The sequence below is a fragment of the Alphaproteobacteria bacterium genome (genome assembly GCA_016124955.1).
GTDB lineage: Bacteria > Pseudomonadota > Alphaproteobacteria > UBA9219 > RFNS01 > RI-461.
On sequence record WGMR01000007.1, the window covers coordinates 61,039 to 73,735 of the forward strand.

The window sequence follows — 12,697 nt, forward strand, 5'->3', positions numbered from 1 at the left end:
GGCGAGCCCGCCGACCATATCATCGCCCACAATACGCGCCGCGCCGCGCAGGGCCACGAATTCGGGCCGCGAGGTCAGCGCCGGCAGCCGTTCTTCCAGCATCTTGAGCAGGCCGAGCGATTCGAGCGCCATGCCGTTGGCAAAATATAGCCGGGCGAGTTCGAGCCGTGCGCGGTCGCGCTCGACATCCGGCACATCGACGATGGTTTGCGACAGGCGCTGGCGCGCGGTGGTGAAGCTTTCCCCCGGCTTGCCGCGCCATGTATTGAGATCGAAAAGCCGCAGTTTGGGCGCACCCGTACCTGACGCCAACTGTCCCTTGCCGCGCTGACCGGTATCGGAGGGTGGCGAGAGCTTGAGGCCGTTCTTGGCCGTAATTTCGATACCGTCCGGCGTATGGCGCGCGACCACGTTTTCGTTGACCGGCCGGATCACCATGCCTTGCGCGGTCGGCAGCACATCGAGATCGGCGAAGCCGCGCGGGATCGCGGCCATTTCTCCCGGGCGCGGCAGCGGCACGACGATCAGCGCTTCCCCCGTGACCGGATCATTCATGCGCACGGGTTCGGCGGCGTCCACCACCGGCAGGATAAGGCGCGCGCCGAGCGCGTAATCGGGTTCCGGCACCAGCGCCAGCGTGATCGGGATTACCTGCCGGGTTTTAGCGAGGCGCACATCCCAGCCCGTACCTTCGCGCCGGACCTGCAGCGTGGCTTCGGCCGCCATGCGGAAGCGATAGCCGGTGACGCCGGGCAGCCGCAGGCGTTGCAGTTTGCCGCGCGGCTGGCCGGCCAGCGTGTTGGCCTGATCTTCCGGCAGCTTGCGATCGAGGATGATGTAGGCGTAGCCACCGCGTTCATAGACCGCGATCGCCATGCTGACGCCGATATCGAAACGCGCCACGCTGATCGCGGCGTCGCCGCTATCGGCGAGCTGAAGGATGCCGGTGCCGTCATCCGGCACCGCGGTTTCCGCGCCCAGTTCGCTGCGCGGCGGGGGCGGCGTGGCCGCCGGTTCTTCCTTGACGGGTTCGGGTTCGGGTACGGGCGGCGGCGCGGGCGGCGGAGGCTGGGTTAGCGGGCCCGAGGTTGTATCGATCAGCAATTCAGGCGCGCCCGGGCCCGGGCCGGGCTTTTCCAAAGCTGGCGGCGCGGGTTCGGCTTTTGCGGGTGCAGGTGTGGGTGCGGAAGGCGGTGCCGGTTCGGGCGGCGGCGGCGCGGGTTCGGTTTTTGCCGGTTCGGATTTAACGGGTTCCGCCGCGGGCGGCTGTGCCGCCGGGGCCGGCGCGGCTTTCGCGACCTTGCCCGCGTTTTCAAGCTTTGCCGTGCCGGTAACATCAATCACGACATAGGTGCCGGTTGTAAAATCTTTCAGCTTCGCGCCTTCGGGCACGGTAAAAACAAGGCTGGCGTTTTCGCCGCTGCGCGCCGCGTAATTGCCGCTGCGCTGCAGGCGGGCGTTTGCAAGCTTTTGCAGATCAAAGCTTGCGGGCGCATCGAAGCTGACCGTCACTTCGTTGCCCGCGCGACCTACCTTATAGGCAACCTTGCGCGGCCAATCGAACACGATGCGATCAAAATCGGCATGCAGGCCGCCGCGCACCGTGATGTCCGGGGTTTGGGCGGCAGGGGTTTTGACGGCGGCGGCCGGGGGCGCCGCCGGTGCGGGGGCCGGTGGGGCGGGTTCGGGCGCGGCGGGCGCCGGCGCCATGGCGGGCGCGCCAGCCGGATCGGTTTTGGCAGGTTCTGCCGGGGCAGATTCAGCGGATTGGCCTTGTTGTTCCTGTGCCGTTGCGGAAGCGGAATAAAATAACAGGCCGAGCGCCAAAAGCGCAGCGATCATGCCCGGCGCGGCAAGGGCGGGGGATACTTGCTTTGAAGGCGGTACATGTGCGGACATAAGGCGAACCGGTGCGGTGAAACGGCTTAAATGCCAGAATGAATCAAACCGCCGCCGGGGACAAGCCGCCAATGACGAAGCCTAGCTTCCCATCAGCTTGTCGATATCGTCCTGGCTAACGGCGCTTTCCGGCAATTGCGGGCCGTTGAGCAGCGCCTTGTGCGGATCGAGGATCGCTTCGTCATCGTCTTCGCCCGCAGGTGCATCGCTGCCATCATGGCCGAGCGCCTTGAGCAGAGCTTCGACCTTGTTTTCGATATGCTTGAGCGCGTTCACAACCTTGGTGATGCGCTGGCCGGTGATATCCTGAAAGTTGCAGGCTTCGAAGATGCGCGTGACGCATTCGGTCAGCTGCGTGCCCGGATCGCCTTCGAGCCCGCCGGCGATCAGGCCGATCTTGTCGCATTCGTCCATGATTTTGTTGGTCGCATCCTCGGTTGCGCCGACGACGGCATCAAGCTCGACCGTAGCGGTCGGGATGTGCTTGTCGCCGATTTCCTTCGGGCGGATCGCGGCCACTTCTTGCTTGGCGTTGCGGATGAAGCGGGCGAGATCTTCGATTTCATGCACCATGCGTGCGTCCGCGCCCGGCTGGTCGCCGATGAAGCTTTTCATCACCTGCTCAACAATCTTGGCAACTTCGGCGCGCGCAATCGGCTCCTTGCCCTTGGCAACGGCGTCCATGATGCGCTTTTGCAATTCAGTGCCGGTCGCATTTGCATCGCGGGGCATGTTGGCGGTGGTGTTCATGATGCGCTCCGGTTTTTGTTTCAGAATGCGCCGAGTACTGCGGTGATTTTCTGCTTCAGCGTTTCGGCGTTAAAGGGCTTGACGATATAATTATTGACACCGGCTTCCTTGGCGGTGGCGACGTTTTCGACTTTGCTTTCGGCCGTGACCATAATGAAGGGAAGCGCCTTGAGCTTGGTGTCGGCGCGGACTTCCTGCAAAAGCTGGAGGCCGGTCATCGGTTCCATGTTCCAGTCCGAGATCACGAGGCCGAATGTGCCCTCGCGCAGCAGTTTGAGCGCGGCGCTGCCGTCGGCGGCGTCCTGCACATTTTTAAAGCCGAGCTGCTTGAGTAGATTGCCGATAATGCGGCGCATGGTGTTGTAGTCGTCAACCACCAGGACATTCATGTTCATATCGACAGCCATGTTCTACCTCGCAAACGTTTCATGCCGCGCTGCGTTGTGAAGCTCGATTGGTCCGGGAGCCGGGTCAAGGCAGGGGCATCAAGGGGACGTAGCCTGCACTTTAGCCTCAAGAAACTGAAGAAAAGGTTACTTTTTACCTGCCACAAGCCTGTGTGCAGAATTTTTCCAGCATATTGATTTTGCGGCACAAAAAAGCACCCGCTTGCGGATGCTGGGAGTGCGAATGAGTCTTACGTTAATGGGACGGGCCGCGGATCAGGGCACGGCCGGCAGGGTATGCGATTCCGTCAGCGCGGTCGTGATGTCCTTGGCGCGTTCCGGGGTCATTTCCGCGAGGATCGGCGCGGATTTCACCGGCTTCATGGAACGGATAACGCCGAGCAGGATCGACATATCGAGGTTGGATAGGATGCGCGCCGCTTCAGCCGGTTTCATGCTTTCGTAAATTTTCACGAGATTGTTCAGCTCGGCAACGCGTTCTTCGTCCACCGTCGTGATCAGCCCTTCGAGCTGGGTGCGGAGCTGCTCCATTTCGCGGATTTTCTGATCGACGCGCTGTTCGGTTGCCTGCAAAAGCGCGCCGCGGGTTTGCATTTCCTGTTCGCGCTCGTCAAGCTGGCGGCGGCGCTGCGAAAGCTGTTTCAGGATCTCGACCTCGCCCTTGCTTAGATCCGCGCTGTTGTATTCGTAGTTCGCTTGCGGAGCGGGGGCGGGCTCCTGCTGTTGCTGCGCGCCGGGTACTTCGACCGCGGGCGCGCCCGTTTCGCCATGTCCGCCTGCCGTATTGGCTGCCATTTTCGTGGTTTCGGGGGCCGGATGATTATCCGCATGCGCATCCGGGTTGTCTTTTGCCGATGCAAGGGCATCGGGCCTGTCTTTTGCCGATGCAAGGGCATCGGCGGGTGCCTTGTCGGTATGTGTATCCTTGGCTTCGGCTTCGGCGCGGGTCACGATCGAAGCGTCGGAGCCGCGCACCGCAACATCCCATAAATCAGCGGCGCGTGCGCCCATCACCAGCACCGCGATGAAGATCGCGGCGGTGAGAAAGAAGCGCGGGCGCACGAAGCGGAACATATCCTACGACCTCAGTTTCCGGAGCGCCTGCATCAGCTCGCGCTCGGCGCGCGATTTGACGTGGGCATCTTCCATGCTGGTTTCGGCCAGGTCTTCGCCCGTTTGTGCCGCCGCGGTGCCGCCCGCGCCTGCTGCGCCGCTTGTTGCGCGTGCGGGCTGCGGCTGCGCCGCTGCAATCGGGTTTTGGGCGGGCTGGCGCATCTGCACGCTCATGCTGCTGATGCGCTCGGCCAGCTTATCGGCATGTTCGACCACGAAACGCAATTCATCGCGCATGGTCTGCGAACGTTCGATCAGGCGTTCAAGATCGTCGCCGCTGTCGCGCGCGACTTCCTTAAGGCCCTTGATGCCGGCTTCGGCGCGGTTCACGGTGGAACCGAAATCATGGACGAAACGCTCCATTTCGGCGCGCGAGGCGCGAATGCCGGAGAGATGCCGCTCGACCCGGATGGCATAAAAAATCCCCGCCACGATCAGGCCGATCAGCGTGATATCGAGAAGGCTGCGCAATACGAGTTCAATCATGGCCCTGTCTGTCCCTAATTCGACTGCTTTTTATTGTCGTGCAGCGCCGCATGCTCGACCTTGACCGCGATGTGGCCGTTACGGCTGCCCATGCGGCCCTTGAACATCGGCAATTCGCCCGCGCGCACCTCGACCACGTCGTTGGGCGATACGTTGAGCATAATTTTCGAGCCGACTTTCCAGTTCATAATGTCGCCGAGCGCGATGCTGACCTCGTCGAGCACGGCGTGCAGATCCATATCGGTTTGCAAAAGCTCGCTGCCCAGATGGGTTTCCCAGATGCTGTCGCGGCCGAACTTTTCGCCCATGAACATCTGCAGCAAAAGCTCGCGGATCGGTTCCAGCGTGGCATAGGGGATTAAAATCTCGATGCGCCCGCCGCGGTCTTCCATATCGATGCGGAGCTTGGCCAGCACGGCGGCGTTGGCCGGGCGGGCGATGGTGGCGAAGCGCGGGTTGGTTTCAAGCCGGTCGAAGCGGAAGGTGACGGGCGAAAGCGGATCGAACGCGCCGGAAAGATCGGCCAGCACCACGCGCACGAGCCGTTCGATCAGGCCGCGTTCGATCGTGGTATAGGGCCGGCCTTCGATACGCATGGCCGACGAGCCGCGACGGCCGCCGAGCAGCACATCGACGATCGAATAGATCATCGAGCTATCGACCACCATCAGGCCGGAATTATCCCATTCTTCCGCCTTGAACACCGTAAGCATGGCGGGCAGCGGGATGGAATTGAGGTAATCCCCGAAACGGACGCTTGAGATTTGATCGAGGCTGACCTCGACGTTGTCGGAAGTGAAGTTGCGCAGGCTGGTGGTCATCATGCGCACGAGCCGGTCGAACACCACTTCGAGCATCGGCAGGCGTTCGTAATTGACCAGCGCGCTGTTGATCAGCGCCATGATGCCGGATGTTTCCCCGCCGCCGCCCGCGCTGTCGAAACCGAGCAGGCTGTCGATCTCGTTCTGGCTCAGGACCCGCTCTTCACCGCCATCGGCTGCCATCGCCGCCGCCATGTCGTCGCCGCCCGCCATTGCGGCGGCCATATCGTCCTCGCCGCCTGCCGCCATCGCCGCCGCCATATCGTCCTCGCCGCCCGCAGGTTTTGACGTGGCCGCGACGGCCGCGAGCGCGGCTTTTTCCTCGTCGGTGGTTTTATCGTCGTCAGCCATAGCGGTTTCCGTTCATTGCACCAGCATTTCCTGGAACAGCACATCGCGCACGCGTGCCGGGTGCGCGGCTTCGGTGACGCGCATCAGAAGTTCTTCGCGCAAACGGTAGATGCCGGCCGAACCTTTAAGATCGTCGATCCGCAGTTCGCGCAGGTATATCTGGAAGTTGTCGAGGATGCGCGGGCGGATCTGGTCCATCAGCGGGATATCCTTGGCGCTGCCCAGCTCGAGCGAGACCTTGATTTTGAGATAGTTGGGGCGCTTGCCGTCGCCGCTAAGGTTCACGAGGATATCGCCAAGATCGTAAAATACAGCCGAGGCGTTTTCCTGCGCCTTGCGCGCGGCTTCCGCCGCCGCCTGCGCTTCTTCCGTGCTCATTTCTTCCTTGCCGCCGATGATGCCGCTGAAATACAGGCCGGCGCCGCCGCCAAGCACGAGCACCAGCGCGACCACGCCGATGACAATAAACTTCTTCTTGCCGGACATCAGGCCCGATAGGCCCTTTTTCTCCCCGGCTTCCGCGCCTTCCGCGCCTTCTTCGCCTTCTTTCTTTTCTTCTTCGGCGGTTTTGTCTTCTTCTTCAGCCATAACGCTCACATCCTGTTTGCGCGCCACAATCGGGTGTGGCCTAGCGGTGCGCCATATCGCTCCCGGTCACGCGGAAAGGCCCGCGGGCGGCGGATACAGTACCTAACCTTATCAGTGTTATGCCTGCGATGGTTAAAAAGTCATTTAATTATTAATTCCGCGCGCAGCCGCGCCAACCGCGCAACAGATTGCGGGTGCTGGCCTTTTGCGCCGCGGCATCTTTCCGGACCCGGCATGATTCTTCCGGCATGCGCCCGCTTGCGATGCGCGGCGGGTAAAAACTGCCGGTAAAACCCGGCAAAGAGGCGCCCGTTTCCCTGCCCCCGGCGAACGGCACAAACACCAACATGTTGAAAATAAACAATAATTCACTATGGCACGGCGCATGCAAGGGAAAGGGCGCAAGGCCGGCTTTGCCCCATCAGGTTGTTCAACGGGGATGCGGGCCGCGCAACGGGAAGCCGGGGGGATTCGGTTTCGCGCAAAGAGCGAACTTTCTAAGTGGGGACTATCATGGAACTGCCATCACTCGTATTGATCAGCCGTCAGGACGCAATTATGCGTGAGATGGATGTGACCGCGAATAACATCGCGAACATCAATACGACCGGTTTCAAGAAATCCGGCGTCATTTTCGAAGACTATATGACGGAAACCCAGCCGGGCGAGACGGTCGATTTTGTGATCGACAGCGGATCTTACCGCGATTTTTCTGCCGGACCGATCTTGCGCACCGGCAACGAACTTGATGTCGCGCTTGAGGGCGACGGCTATCTGCCCGTGCAAACGCCGAACGGCACCATGTACACCCGCGCCGGCGCATTCCAGCTTAATGCCGAAGGCGAGATCGTGACCGCTTCCGGCTATCAGGTCATGAGCGCCGACGGTTCGCCGATTGTCATTCCGCCCGAAGCCACCGACATCCAGATCGATAAGGAAGGCACCATTCGCACCAATCAGGGCGAGGCGGGGCGGCTGCAGGCCATGACCTTCAAGCAAGAACAGAAGATGGAAGAATACGGCAACGGTCTGTACCGCACCAACGAACCGGGCACGCCGAGCGAGACGACCCGGATCGTGCAGGGCTCGCTTGAAAAATCGAACGTCGAACCGGTGGTCGAGATGACGCGCATTATCGAAGTGCTGCGCTCCTACCAGTCGGTCGGCAAGGTATTGGATGCTGAAAACGAACGGCAGCGTAATGCGATACGCATCCTCGGCAAAACGACAATCTAGGGAGGACCACCATGAGAGCATTAGCAATCGGCGCGACGGGGATGCTGGCACAGCAGCTTAACGTCGAAGTCATATCGAATAATATCGCCAACCTTTCCACCAGCGGCTTCAAACGCCAGCGCGCGGAATTCCAGGATCTTCTGTACCAGAACCTGCGCCGCGTGGGCTCCGAATCCTCGTCCGCCGGCACGATCGTGCCGACCGGCATCCAGGTCGGTGCGGGCGTCAAGGCCGCCGCGGTCTATCGTATCAGCGAGCAGGGCAATATCAGCGTTACCGACAACCCGCTCGACCTCGCGATCAGCGGCAAGGGCATGTTTCAGGTCCAGCTGCCCGACGGCACCACGGGCTACACGCGCGCAGGCGCGCTGCAGCTTGACGCCACCGGCCAGATCGTGACCAGCGACGGCTACCCGATCACACCCGCGATCACCGTACCCGAAGACGCGATTGACGTGACCGTCAATGCCGCCGGGCAGGTGCTTGTGAAGGTCGATGGCCAGACCGATCTTTCCAATCTGGGCCAGATCCAGCTCGCGACCTTTCCCAACCAGGCCGGGCTCGAAGCGATCGGCGACAATCTTCTGATCGAAACGCCGGCTTCGGGTTCGCCCACCACCGGCAACCCGCAGGATGCAGGCTACGGCAAGCTCGTGCAGGGTTCGCTTGAAACATCGAATGTCAACATCGTGTCCGAAATTACCGATCTCATCACGGCGCAGCGCGCCTACGAGATGAATTCGCGGGTAATCCGGAGCGCGGATGACATGCTCACAACCATCAGCCAGATGCGCTGATAAGGGAAGCGAGGTAACATCATGAACCCCGGTATCATCAAACAGTACTTCCGCCATCTTTCGGCACTGGTGGCCTTCATCGTCATCGAGCTGCCGCTGCTGGCCTTCCTGCTCGCCGTGCTCGGGCTGGTTGCGCCCGCGCACAGCGCCGAAGACACGCTGCCCGCGCTGCCTGCTGCCGAGGATGCGGCGGTGGAAACCGTGCAGCCGGTGATGCTGAAGCCCGCAAGCGAGATCGACCGCGAGGAGATCATGCTGGGCGACGTGTTCGCCAACCTGCCCGAAGGGATCGACCGCCCGCTGGCGCGCGCGCCGCTTCCGGGCAAGAAGGTGGTCTATGATGTGACCATCCTTTCCCGCCTTTCCGCCGCTTACCGGCTGGGCTGGCGTCCGCAGACGCTGACCGAGCAGGCCGTGCTTTCCCGCGCCGCCAACACGGTGAGCAACGAGATGATTTTGGCCGCCGTGCACGATGCGCTGGCCGATCAGGGCCTTGAGGGGGATATCGAGGTCCAGCTCGACAACCGCTCGCTCGCTTTCGATTTGCCCACCAGCGTCGCGCCCGATTTCACGGTCAGCAACATGAATTATGACCCGGCCAGCAACCGTTTTAACGCCGACGGCGCGGTCGCGCCCGGCAGCAGCTATTTGCAGCATGTGACGCTGACCGGCCGCGCCGTGACGCGCGTCGCGGTGCCCGTGCTTGCCCGTGCGCTTGGCGCGGGCGAAGTGATCGGCAAGGACGATATCGCATGGATCAAGGTGCCCGGCGACCGCAGCACGGATTATGTGCGCACCGCCGCCGACCTGATCGGCAAGGAAATGCGCCGCGGCATGGCGGATAACCTGCCGCTCCGCGCCCGCGACGTGACGCCCGAACGCATGGTGCGCCGCGGCGCGCTGGTCACGATGAAGGTGAAAACCGCCATGATGCTGCTCACCACGCAGGGCCGCGCGATGGAAGACGGCGCGCAGGGCGATGTGATCCGGGTTGTGAATACGCAGAGCAAGCGCGTGGTTGAAGCGACGGTCGAAGCCCCCGGGCTTGTGAGCGTCGCGTCCGCCGCCGCAACGGCCCGCAAGGTGCTGGCTGCAGCCACGACCGAGATTGAATAAGGGGCAAGGGGGAGATCTACAATGACAATGCTGAACGTAAAGACAAAGACGGGAAGGGCGGCAGGGTTCCTGCTTGCGGCTTTCCTTCTGACCGGGTGCAGCGCGCTCGACCGCATCGCCGATATCGGCGCAACGCCGAAACTTGAAGCGATCGAAAACCCGACCCAGCAAAAAGGCTATATGCCGGTGAGCATGCCGATGCCGGCCCCGCAGCTGGGCGACCGGCAGCCGAACTCGCTCTGGCAACCGGGCAGCCGCGCCTTTTTCCGCGATCAGCGCGCCAGCCGCGTGGGCGACATTCTGACCGTGCTCGTTCAGATGGATGAAAAGGCCGAGATCGATAACGAAACCACCCGCGAACGCGATAATTCCGAAAGCGCGGATGCCACCAACATTCTCGGTTACGAAAACCAGCTGGGCGAACTTTTGTTCAGCGGCGCCGACCCGACCTCGATCATCGATAGCGGTTCGAAATCGAAATCGAGCGGCAAGGGTTCGGTGGACCGGGCTGAAAAGATCAGCCTGCGCGTTGCCGCCACCATCATCCAGGTTCTGCCCAACGGTAACTTCGTGATCCAGGGCAAGCAGCAGATGACCGTGAACTTCGATATGCGCGAGCTTCTGATCAACGGCGTGATCCGCCCGGAAGATATCTCGTCCGAGAACACCGTGAACTATGACCAGATTGCCGAGGCGCGCATCGCCTACGGCGGCCGCGGCCAGATCATGGATGTGCAGCAGGCCCGCTACGGCCAGCAGCTCTACGACATACTGTTCCCGTTCTGATAAGGGAGGAATGAAGAAAACTCAGGAATTTCAGGCGCATACAACAAGAACAACCGCTGCCTGATTGCCGCACCTGCACACGGGCTCCAGCTCCCCCGCGATCTCCCCACGTCGCCACGGACCCTGTGCAGGTGCGGTACCTTTTTCTCTTCAAGGCCGGGGACGTTACAAAAAACATGCGGGGGTGCCCCGCGATCTCACGTATATTTCCCGTGTCGCCACGGACCCTGTGCAGGTGCGGTACCTTTTTCTCTTCAAGGCCGGGGACGTTACAAAAAACATGCGGGGGTGCCCCGCGATCTCACGTATATTTCCCGTGTCGCCACCAACGCCTTGTGCGGGTGTACTTTTCAAGACGGACACTTGATTATCATGGTCATGCGGCCATGATCGGCGGCGTTTGCCGTATTGCTTGTTACATCGAAACCGGATGGGCAAAGCTTGTTGGCTTCGTTGGCGCAGTATTTCGGCGAATCAACGCAAGTGACCATGTATTGCCCGGGCCCCATGGGATACGAGCGAACCGCTGAAAACATGGCCTTGCTGTCGGTTGTGCTCACACAGGCCTGCAAGAACAGGCAACCGGTTATAACGAAAAAGAACGTCTTTTTCCCCATATCGTACCCCCGTCTAAAAAATCAATAAATCCAGGCACAGTCTCTTTTTCTATCCTGATGCTGGAAACAACCAAACATGCGGGGGTGCGATGCGAAACAATCAGGCTTCGCCCGGCTGCTTGCCTTCATACCCTTCGACAACCAGAACATCGGCTTCGGCGTGGCCCCTGCGCAGGCTTAGCGCATGCTGGTATTCCGGCGAATGGAAGCAGGCTTTTGCGGTTTCGTGATCCTTAAACTCGATCACGACAATGCGGCGGCGCGTTTTCCCATCCAGCGTTTCGGTCTTGCCGCCGCGTGTGATGTAGCGCGCATCGTATTTGCGGAACGCCGCCTGGTTCGCTTCCAGATACGCCTTGTATCCTTCGGGGCCGGTGACATCGATCATCGCAACCCAGTAACCCTTCACCATAGCCTTGCTCCTTTACGCGGAAAAAAAATCAGGTACGCGTCTGGCCGTTGCCGAAAACGCGGTATTGATGGGTTGTCAGCTCTTCCAGACCGACGGGGCCGCGCGCATGCAGCTTGCCGGTGGCGATACCGATCTCGGCGCCCTTGCCAAACTCGCCGCCGTCCGCGAACTGGGTCGAAGCGTTGTGCATCGCGATCGCGCTGTTCACGTGCGCGAGGAAATAATCGGCCACCATCGTATCTTCGGTGACGATGGCATCTGTGTGCTGCGAACCGTTGGTGTTGATAAAGCGCACCGCTTCATGCACATCGTTCACGACGGCCACGGCGATGACGGGCGCAAGGAATTCGTGGCCGTAATCGCATTCCGCCGCCAGCCGCGCGCCCGGCACCCGGGCGCACAATTCGGCCGGTGCGCGCACCTCGCAGCCCGTTTCGATCAGCGCGCGCATCACGTCCGTGCCGGTGGTATCAACGATGGCGCGATGCAACAGAAGGCATTCGGTCGCGCCGCAAATGCCGGGGCGGCGCATCTTGGCGTTGACCGTAAGCGCGACCGCCCTGTCCGGGTCGGCGCCGCTGTCGATATAAGTGTGGCAAATGCCGTCGAGATGGCTGAAGACGGGGATCCGGCTTTCGGTGCGCACCCGCTCGATCAGTGATTTGCCGCCGCGCGGCACGATCACATCGACGAAGCCATCAAGCTGCAGCAACGCGCCGACCAGCGCGCGATCCTTGCCCGGCAAGGTTTGCACCGCCGCTTCCGGCAGCCCCGCACCGGAAAGCGCCCGTTGCACAATGCCGGTGAGCGCCAGCACGCTGTGCCAGCTTTCGCTGCCGCCGCGCAGGATGCAGGCATTGCCCGCCTTCAGGCAAAGCGCCGCGGCATCGACCGCGACATTGGGGCGCGATTCGAAAATTACGCCAACGACGCCAAGCGGCACCGCGCGCTTTTCGATCCGCAGACCGTTCGGGCGCACGGTTTCGCCCAAAAGCCGCCCGACCGGATCGGGAAGCGCCGCAATGGCTTCAACGCCCGCGGCAATGGCTTCGATACGTTCGGCCGTAAGGCGCAGCCGGTCGAGCGAAGCCGCGGCGGCGCCGGATTTTTCGGCCGCTTCGCAATCGCGGGCATTGGCTTGCAGGATGAAATTTGCTTGCGCGCGCAAGCCTTCGGCGATGGCCGCGAGCGCCGCGTTCTTGGCGGTCGTGTCCGCGGCGGCAAGAAGCTGCGCGGCTTCTTTTGCCTGTCTGCCCAAAGGAACGAGCGGGTTGGCGGGGGGTGCTTCGCGTGCCGTGTTTTGCATAAGGCCCAGCGT

The 12,697-nt window shown here is 61.7% G+C and carries 12 protein-coding genes and 1 pseudogene; 4 read left to right on the forward strand and 9 right to left on the reverse strand.

The window, feature by feature from the left end:
- Positions 1 to 1,110: 1,110 nt before the first annotated feature.
- The 7 genes and pseudogenes from GC131_06170 to GC131_06200 form a co-directional block, all read right to left on the reverse strand.
- Positions 1,111 to 1,221 (reverse strand): annotated as a pseudogene (locus GC131_06170) (energy transducer TonB).
- Positions 1,222 to 1,980: 759 nt separating this feature from the next.
- Positions 1,981 to 2,631 carry a chemotaxis protein CheZ gene (locus tag GC131_06175; protein ID MBI1273651.1) on the reverse strand — a complete coding sequence of 217 codons (651 nt, stop codon included), beginning with the start codon at positions 2,629 to 2,631 and terminating at the stop codon, positions 1,981 to 1,983.
- Positions 2,632 to 2,669: 38 nt separating this feature from the next.
- Positions 2,670 to 3,056: a response regulator gene (locus tag GC131_06180; GenBank protein ID MBI1273652.1), complete on the reverse strand. Its 387-nt coding sequence runs from the start codon at positions 3,054 to 3,056 to the stop codon at positions 2,670 to 2,672.
- A gap of 255 nt (positions 3,057 to 3,311) precedes the next feature.
- Positions 3,312 to 4,130 (reverse strand): hypothetical protein, encoded by an 819-nt coding sequence (locus GC131_06185; protein MBI1273653.1) that lies wholly within the window; start codon positions 4,128 to 4,130, stop codon positions 3,312 to 3,314.
- 3 nt (positions 4,131 to 4,133) lie between these two features.
- On the reverse strand, positions 4,134 to 4,655 hold the full coding sequence (locus tag GC131_06190) for a hypothetical protein (GenBank protein MBI1273654.1): 522 nt from the start codon (positions 4,653 to 4,655) through the stop codon (positions 4,134 to 4,136).
- A gap of 14 nt (positions 4,656 to 4,669) precedes the next feature.
- Complete coding sequence (gene fliM / locus GC131_06195; protein MBI1273655.1) at positions 4,670 to 5,827, reverse strand: flagellar motor switch protein FliM; 1,158 nt, start codon at positions 5,825 to 5,827, stop codon at positions 4,670 to 4,672.
- A gap of 12 nt (positions 5,828 to 5,839) precedes the next feature.
- Complete coding sequence (locus GC131_06200; protein ID MBI1273656.1) at positions 5,840 to 6,415, reverse strand: flagellar basal body protein FliL; 576 nt, start codon at positions 6,413 to 6,415, stop codon at positions 5,840 to 5,842.
- A gap of 513 nt (positions 6,416 to 6,928) precedes the next feature.
- Between GC131_06200 and flgF the strand changes: the two genes are divergently transcribed.
- From flgF to flgH, 4 genes are read left to right on the forward strand one after another with little or no spacing between them, the layout of a single operon-like run.
- Positions 6,929 to 7,651, forward strand: a complete 723-nt coding sequence (flgF, locus tag GC131_06205) for a flagellar basal-body rod protein FlgF (GenBank protein MBI1273657.1) — start codon at positions 6,929 to 6,931, stop codon at positions 7,649 to 7,651.
- Between the two features lie 11 nt (positions 7,652 to 7,662).
- Positions 7,663 to 8,448: a flagellar basal-body rod protein FlgG gene (flgG, locus tag GC131_06210; protein ID MBI1273658.1), complete on the forward strand. Its 786-nt coding sequence runs from the start codon at positions 7,663 to 7,665 to the stop codon at positions 8,446 to 8,448.
- A 21-nt stretch (positions 8,449 to 8,469) separates the two neighbouring features.
- Complete coding sequence (gene flgA, locus GC131_06215; GenBank protein MBI1273659.1) at positions 8,470 to 9,564, forward strand: flagellar basal body P-ring formation protein FlgA; 1,095 nt, start codon at positions 8,470 to 8,472, stop codon at positions 9,562 to 9,564.
- A gap of 21 nt (positions 9,565 to 9,585) precedes the next feature.
- A complete protein-coding gene (gene flgH / locus GC131_06220; protein MBI1273660.1) occupies positions 9,586 to 10,350 on the forward strand; it encodes a flagellar basal body L-ring protein FlgH in 765 nt (254 codons plus the stop codon).
- A gap of 717 nt (positions 10,351 to 11,067) precedes the next feature.
- Here flgH and GC131_06225 read toward each other — a convergent pair.
- Positions 11,068 to 11,379 carry a DUF1330 domain-containing protein gene (locus GC131_06225; protein ID MBI1273661.1) on the reverse strand — a complete coding sequence of 104 codons (312 nt, stop codon included), beginning with the start codon at positions 11,377 to 11,379 and terminating at the stop codon, positions 11,068 to 11,070.
- 28 nt (positions 11,380 to 11,407) lie between these two features.
- The gene (locus tag GC131_06230) at positions 11,408 to 12,685 is read right to left on the reverse strand and encodes a glutamate-5-semialdehyde dehydrogenase (GenBank protein ID MBI1273662.1); all 1,278 of its coding nucleotides are present in this window, start codon (positions 12,683 to 12,685) and stop codon (positions 11,408 to 11,410) included.
- Positions 12,686 to 12,697 lie beyond the last annotated feature (12 nt).

Bases quoted from the DNA above. Each gene is read 5' to 3' on its own strand.
- fliM (MBI1273655.1), bottom strand. From the start codon at position 5,827: ATGGCTGACGACGATAAAACCACCGACGAGGAAAAAGCCGCGCTCGCG.
- flgF (MBI1273657.1), top strand. From the start codon at position 6,929: ATGGAACTGCCATCACTCGTATTGATCAGCCGTCAGGACGCAATTATG.
- flgH (MBI1273660.1), top strand. From the start codon at position 9,586: ATGACAATGCTGAACGTAAAGACAAAGACGGGAAGGGCGGCAGGGTTC.
- flgA (MBI1273659.1), top strand. From the start codon at position 8,470: ATGAACCCCGGTATCATCAAACAGTACTTCCGCCATCTTTCGGCACTG.
- flgG (MBI1273658.1), top strand. From the start codon at position 7,663: ATGAGAGCATTAGCAATCGGCGCGACGGGGATGCTGGCACAGCAGCTT.
- GC131_06190 (MBI1273654.1), bottom strand. From the start codon at position 4,655: ATGATTGAACTCGTATTGCGCAGCCTTCTCGATATCACGCTGATCGGC.
- GC131_06175 (MBI1273651.1), bottom strand. From the start codon at position 2,631: ATGCCCCGCGATGCAAATGCGACCGGCACTGAATTGCAAAAGCGCATC.
- GC131_06225 (MBI1273661.1), bottom strand. From the start codon at position 11,379: ATGGTGAAGGGTTACTGGGTTGCGATGATCGATGTCACCGGCCCCGAA.
- GC131_06230 (MBI1273662.1), bottom strand. From the start codon at position 12,685: ATGCAAAACACGGCACGCGAAGCACCCCCCGCCAACCCGCTCGTTCCT.
- GC131_06180 (MBI1273652.1), bottom strand. From the start codon at position 3,056: ATGGCTGTCGATATGAACATGAATGTCCTGGTGGTTGACGACTACAAC.
- GC131_06185 (MBI1273653.1), bottom strand. From the start codon at position 4,130: ATGTTCCGCTTCGTGCGCCCGCGCTTCTTTCTCACCGCCGCGATCTTC.
- GC131_06200 (MBI1273656.1), bottom strand. From the start codon at position 6,415: ATGGCTGAAGAAGAAGACAAAACCGCCGAAGAAGAAAAGAAAGAAGGC.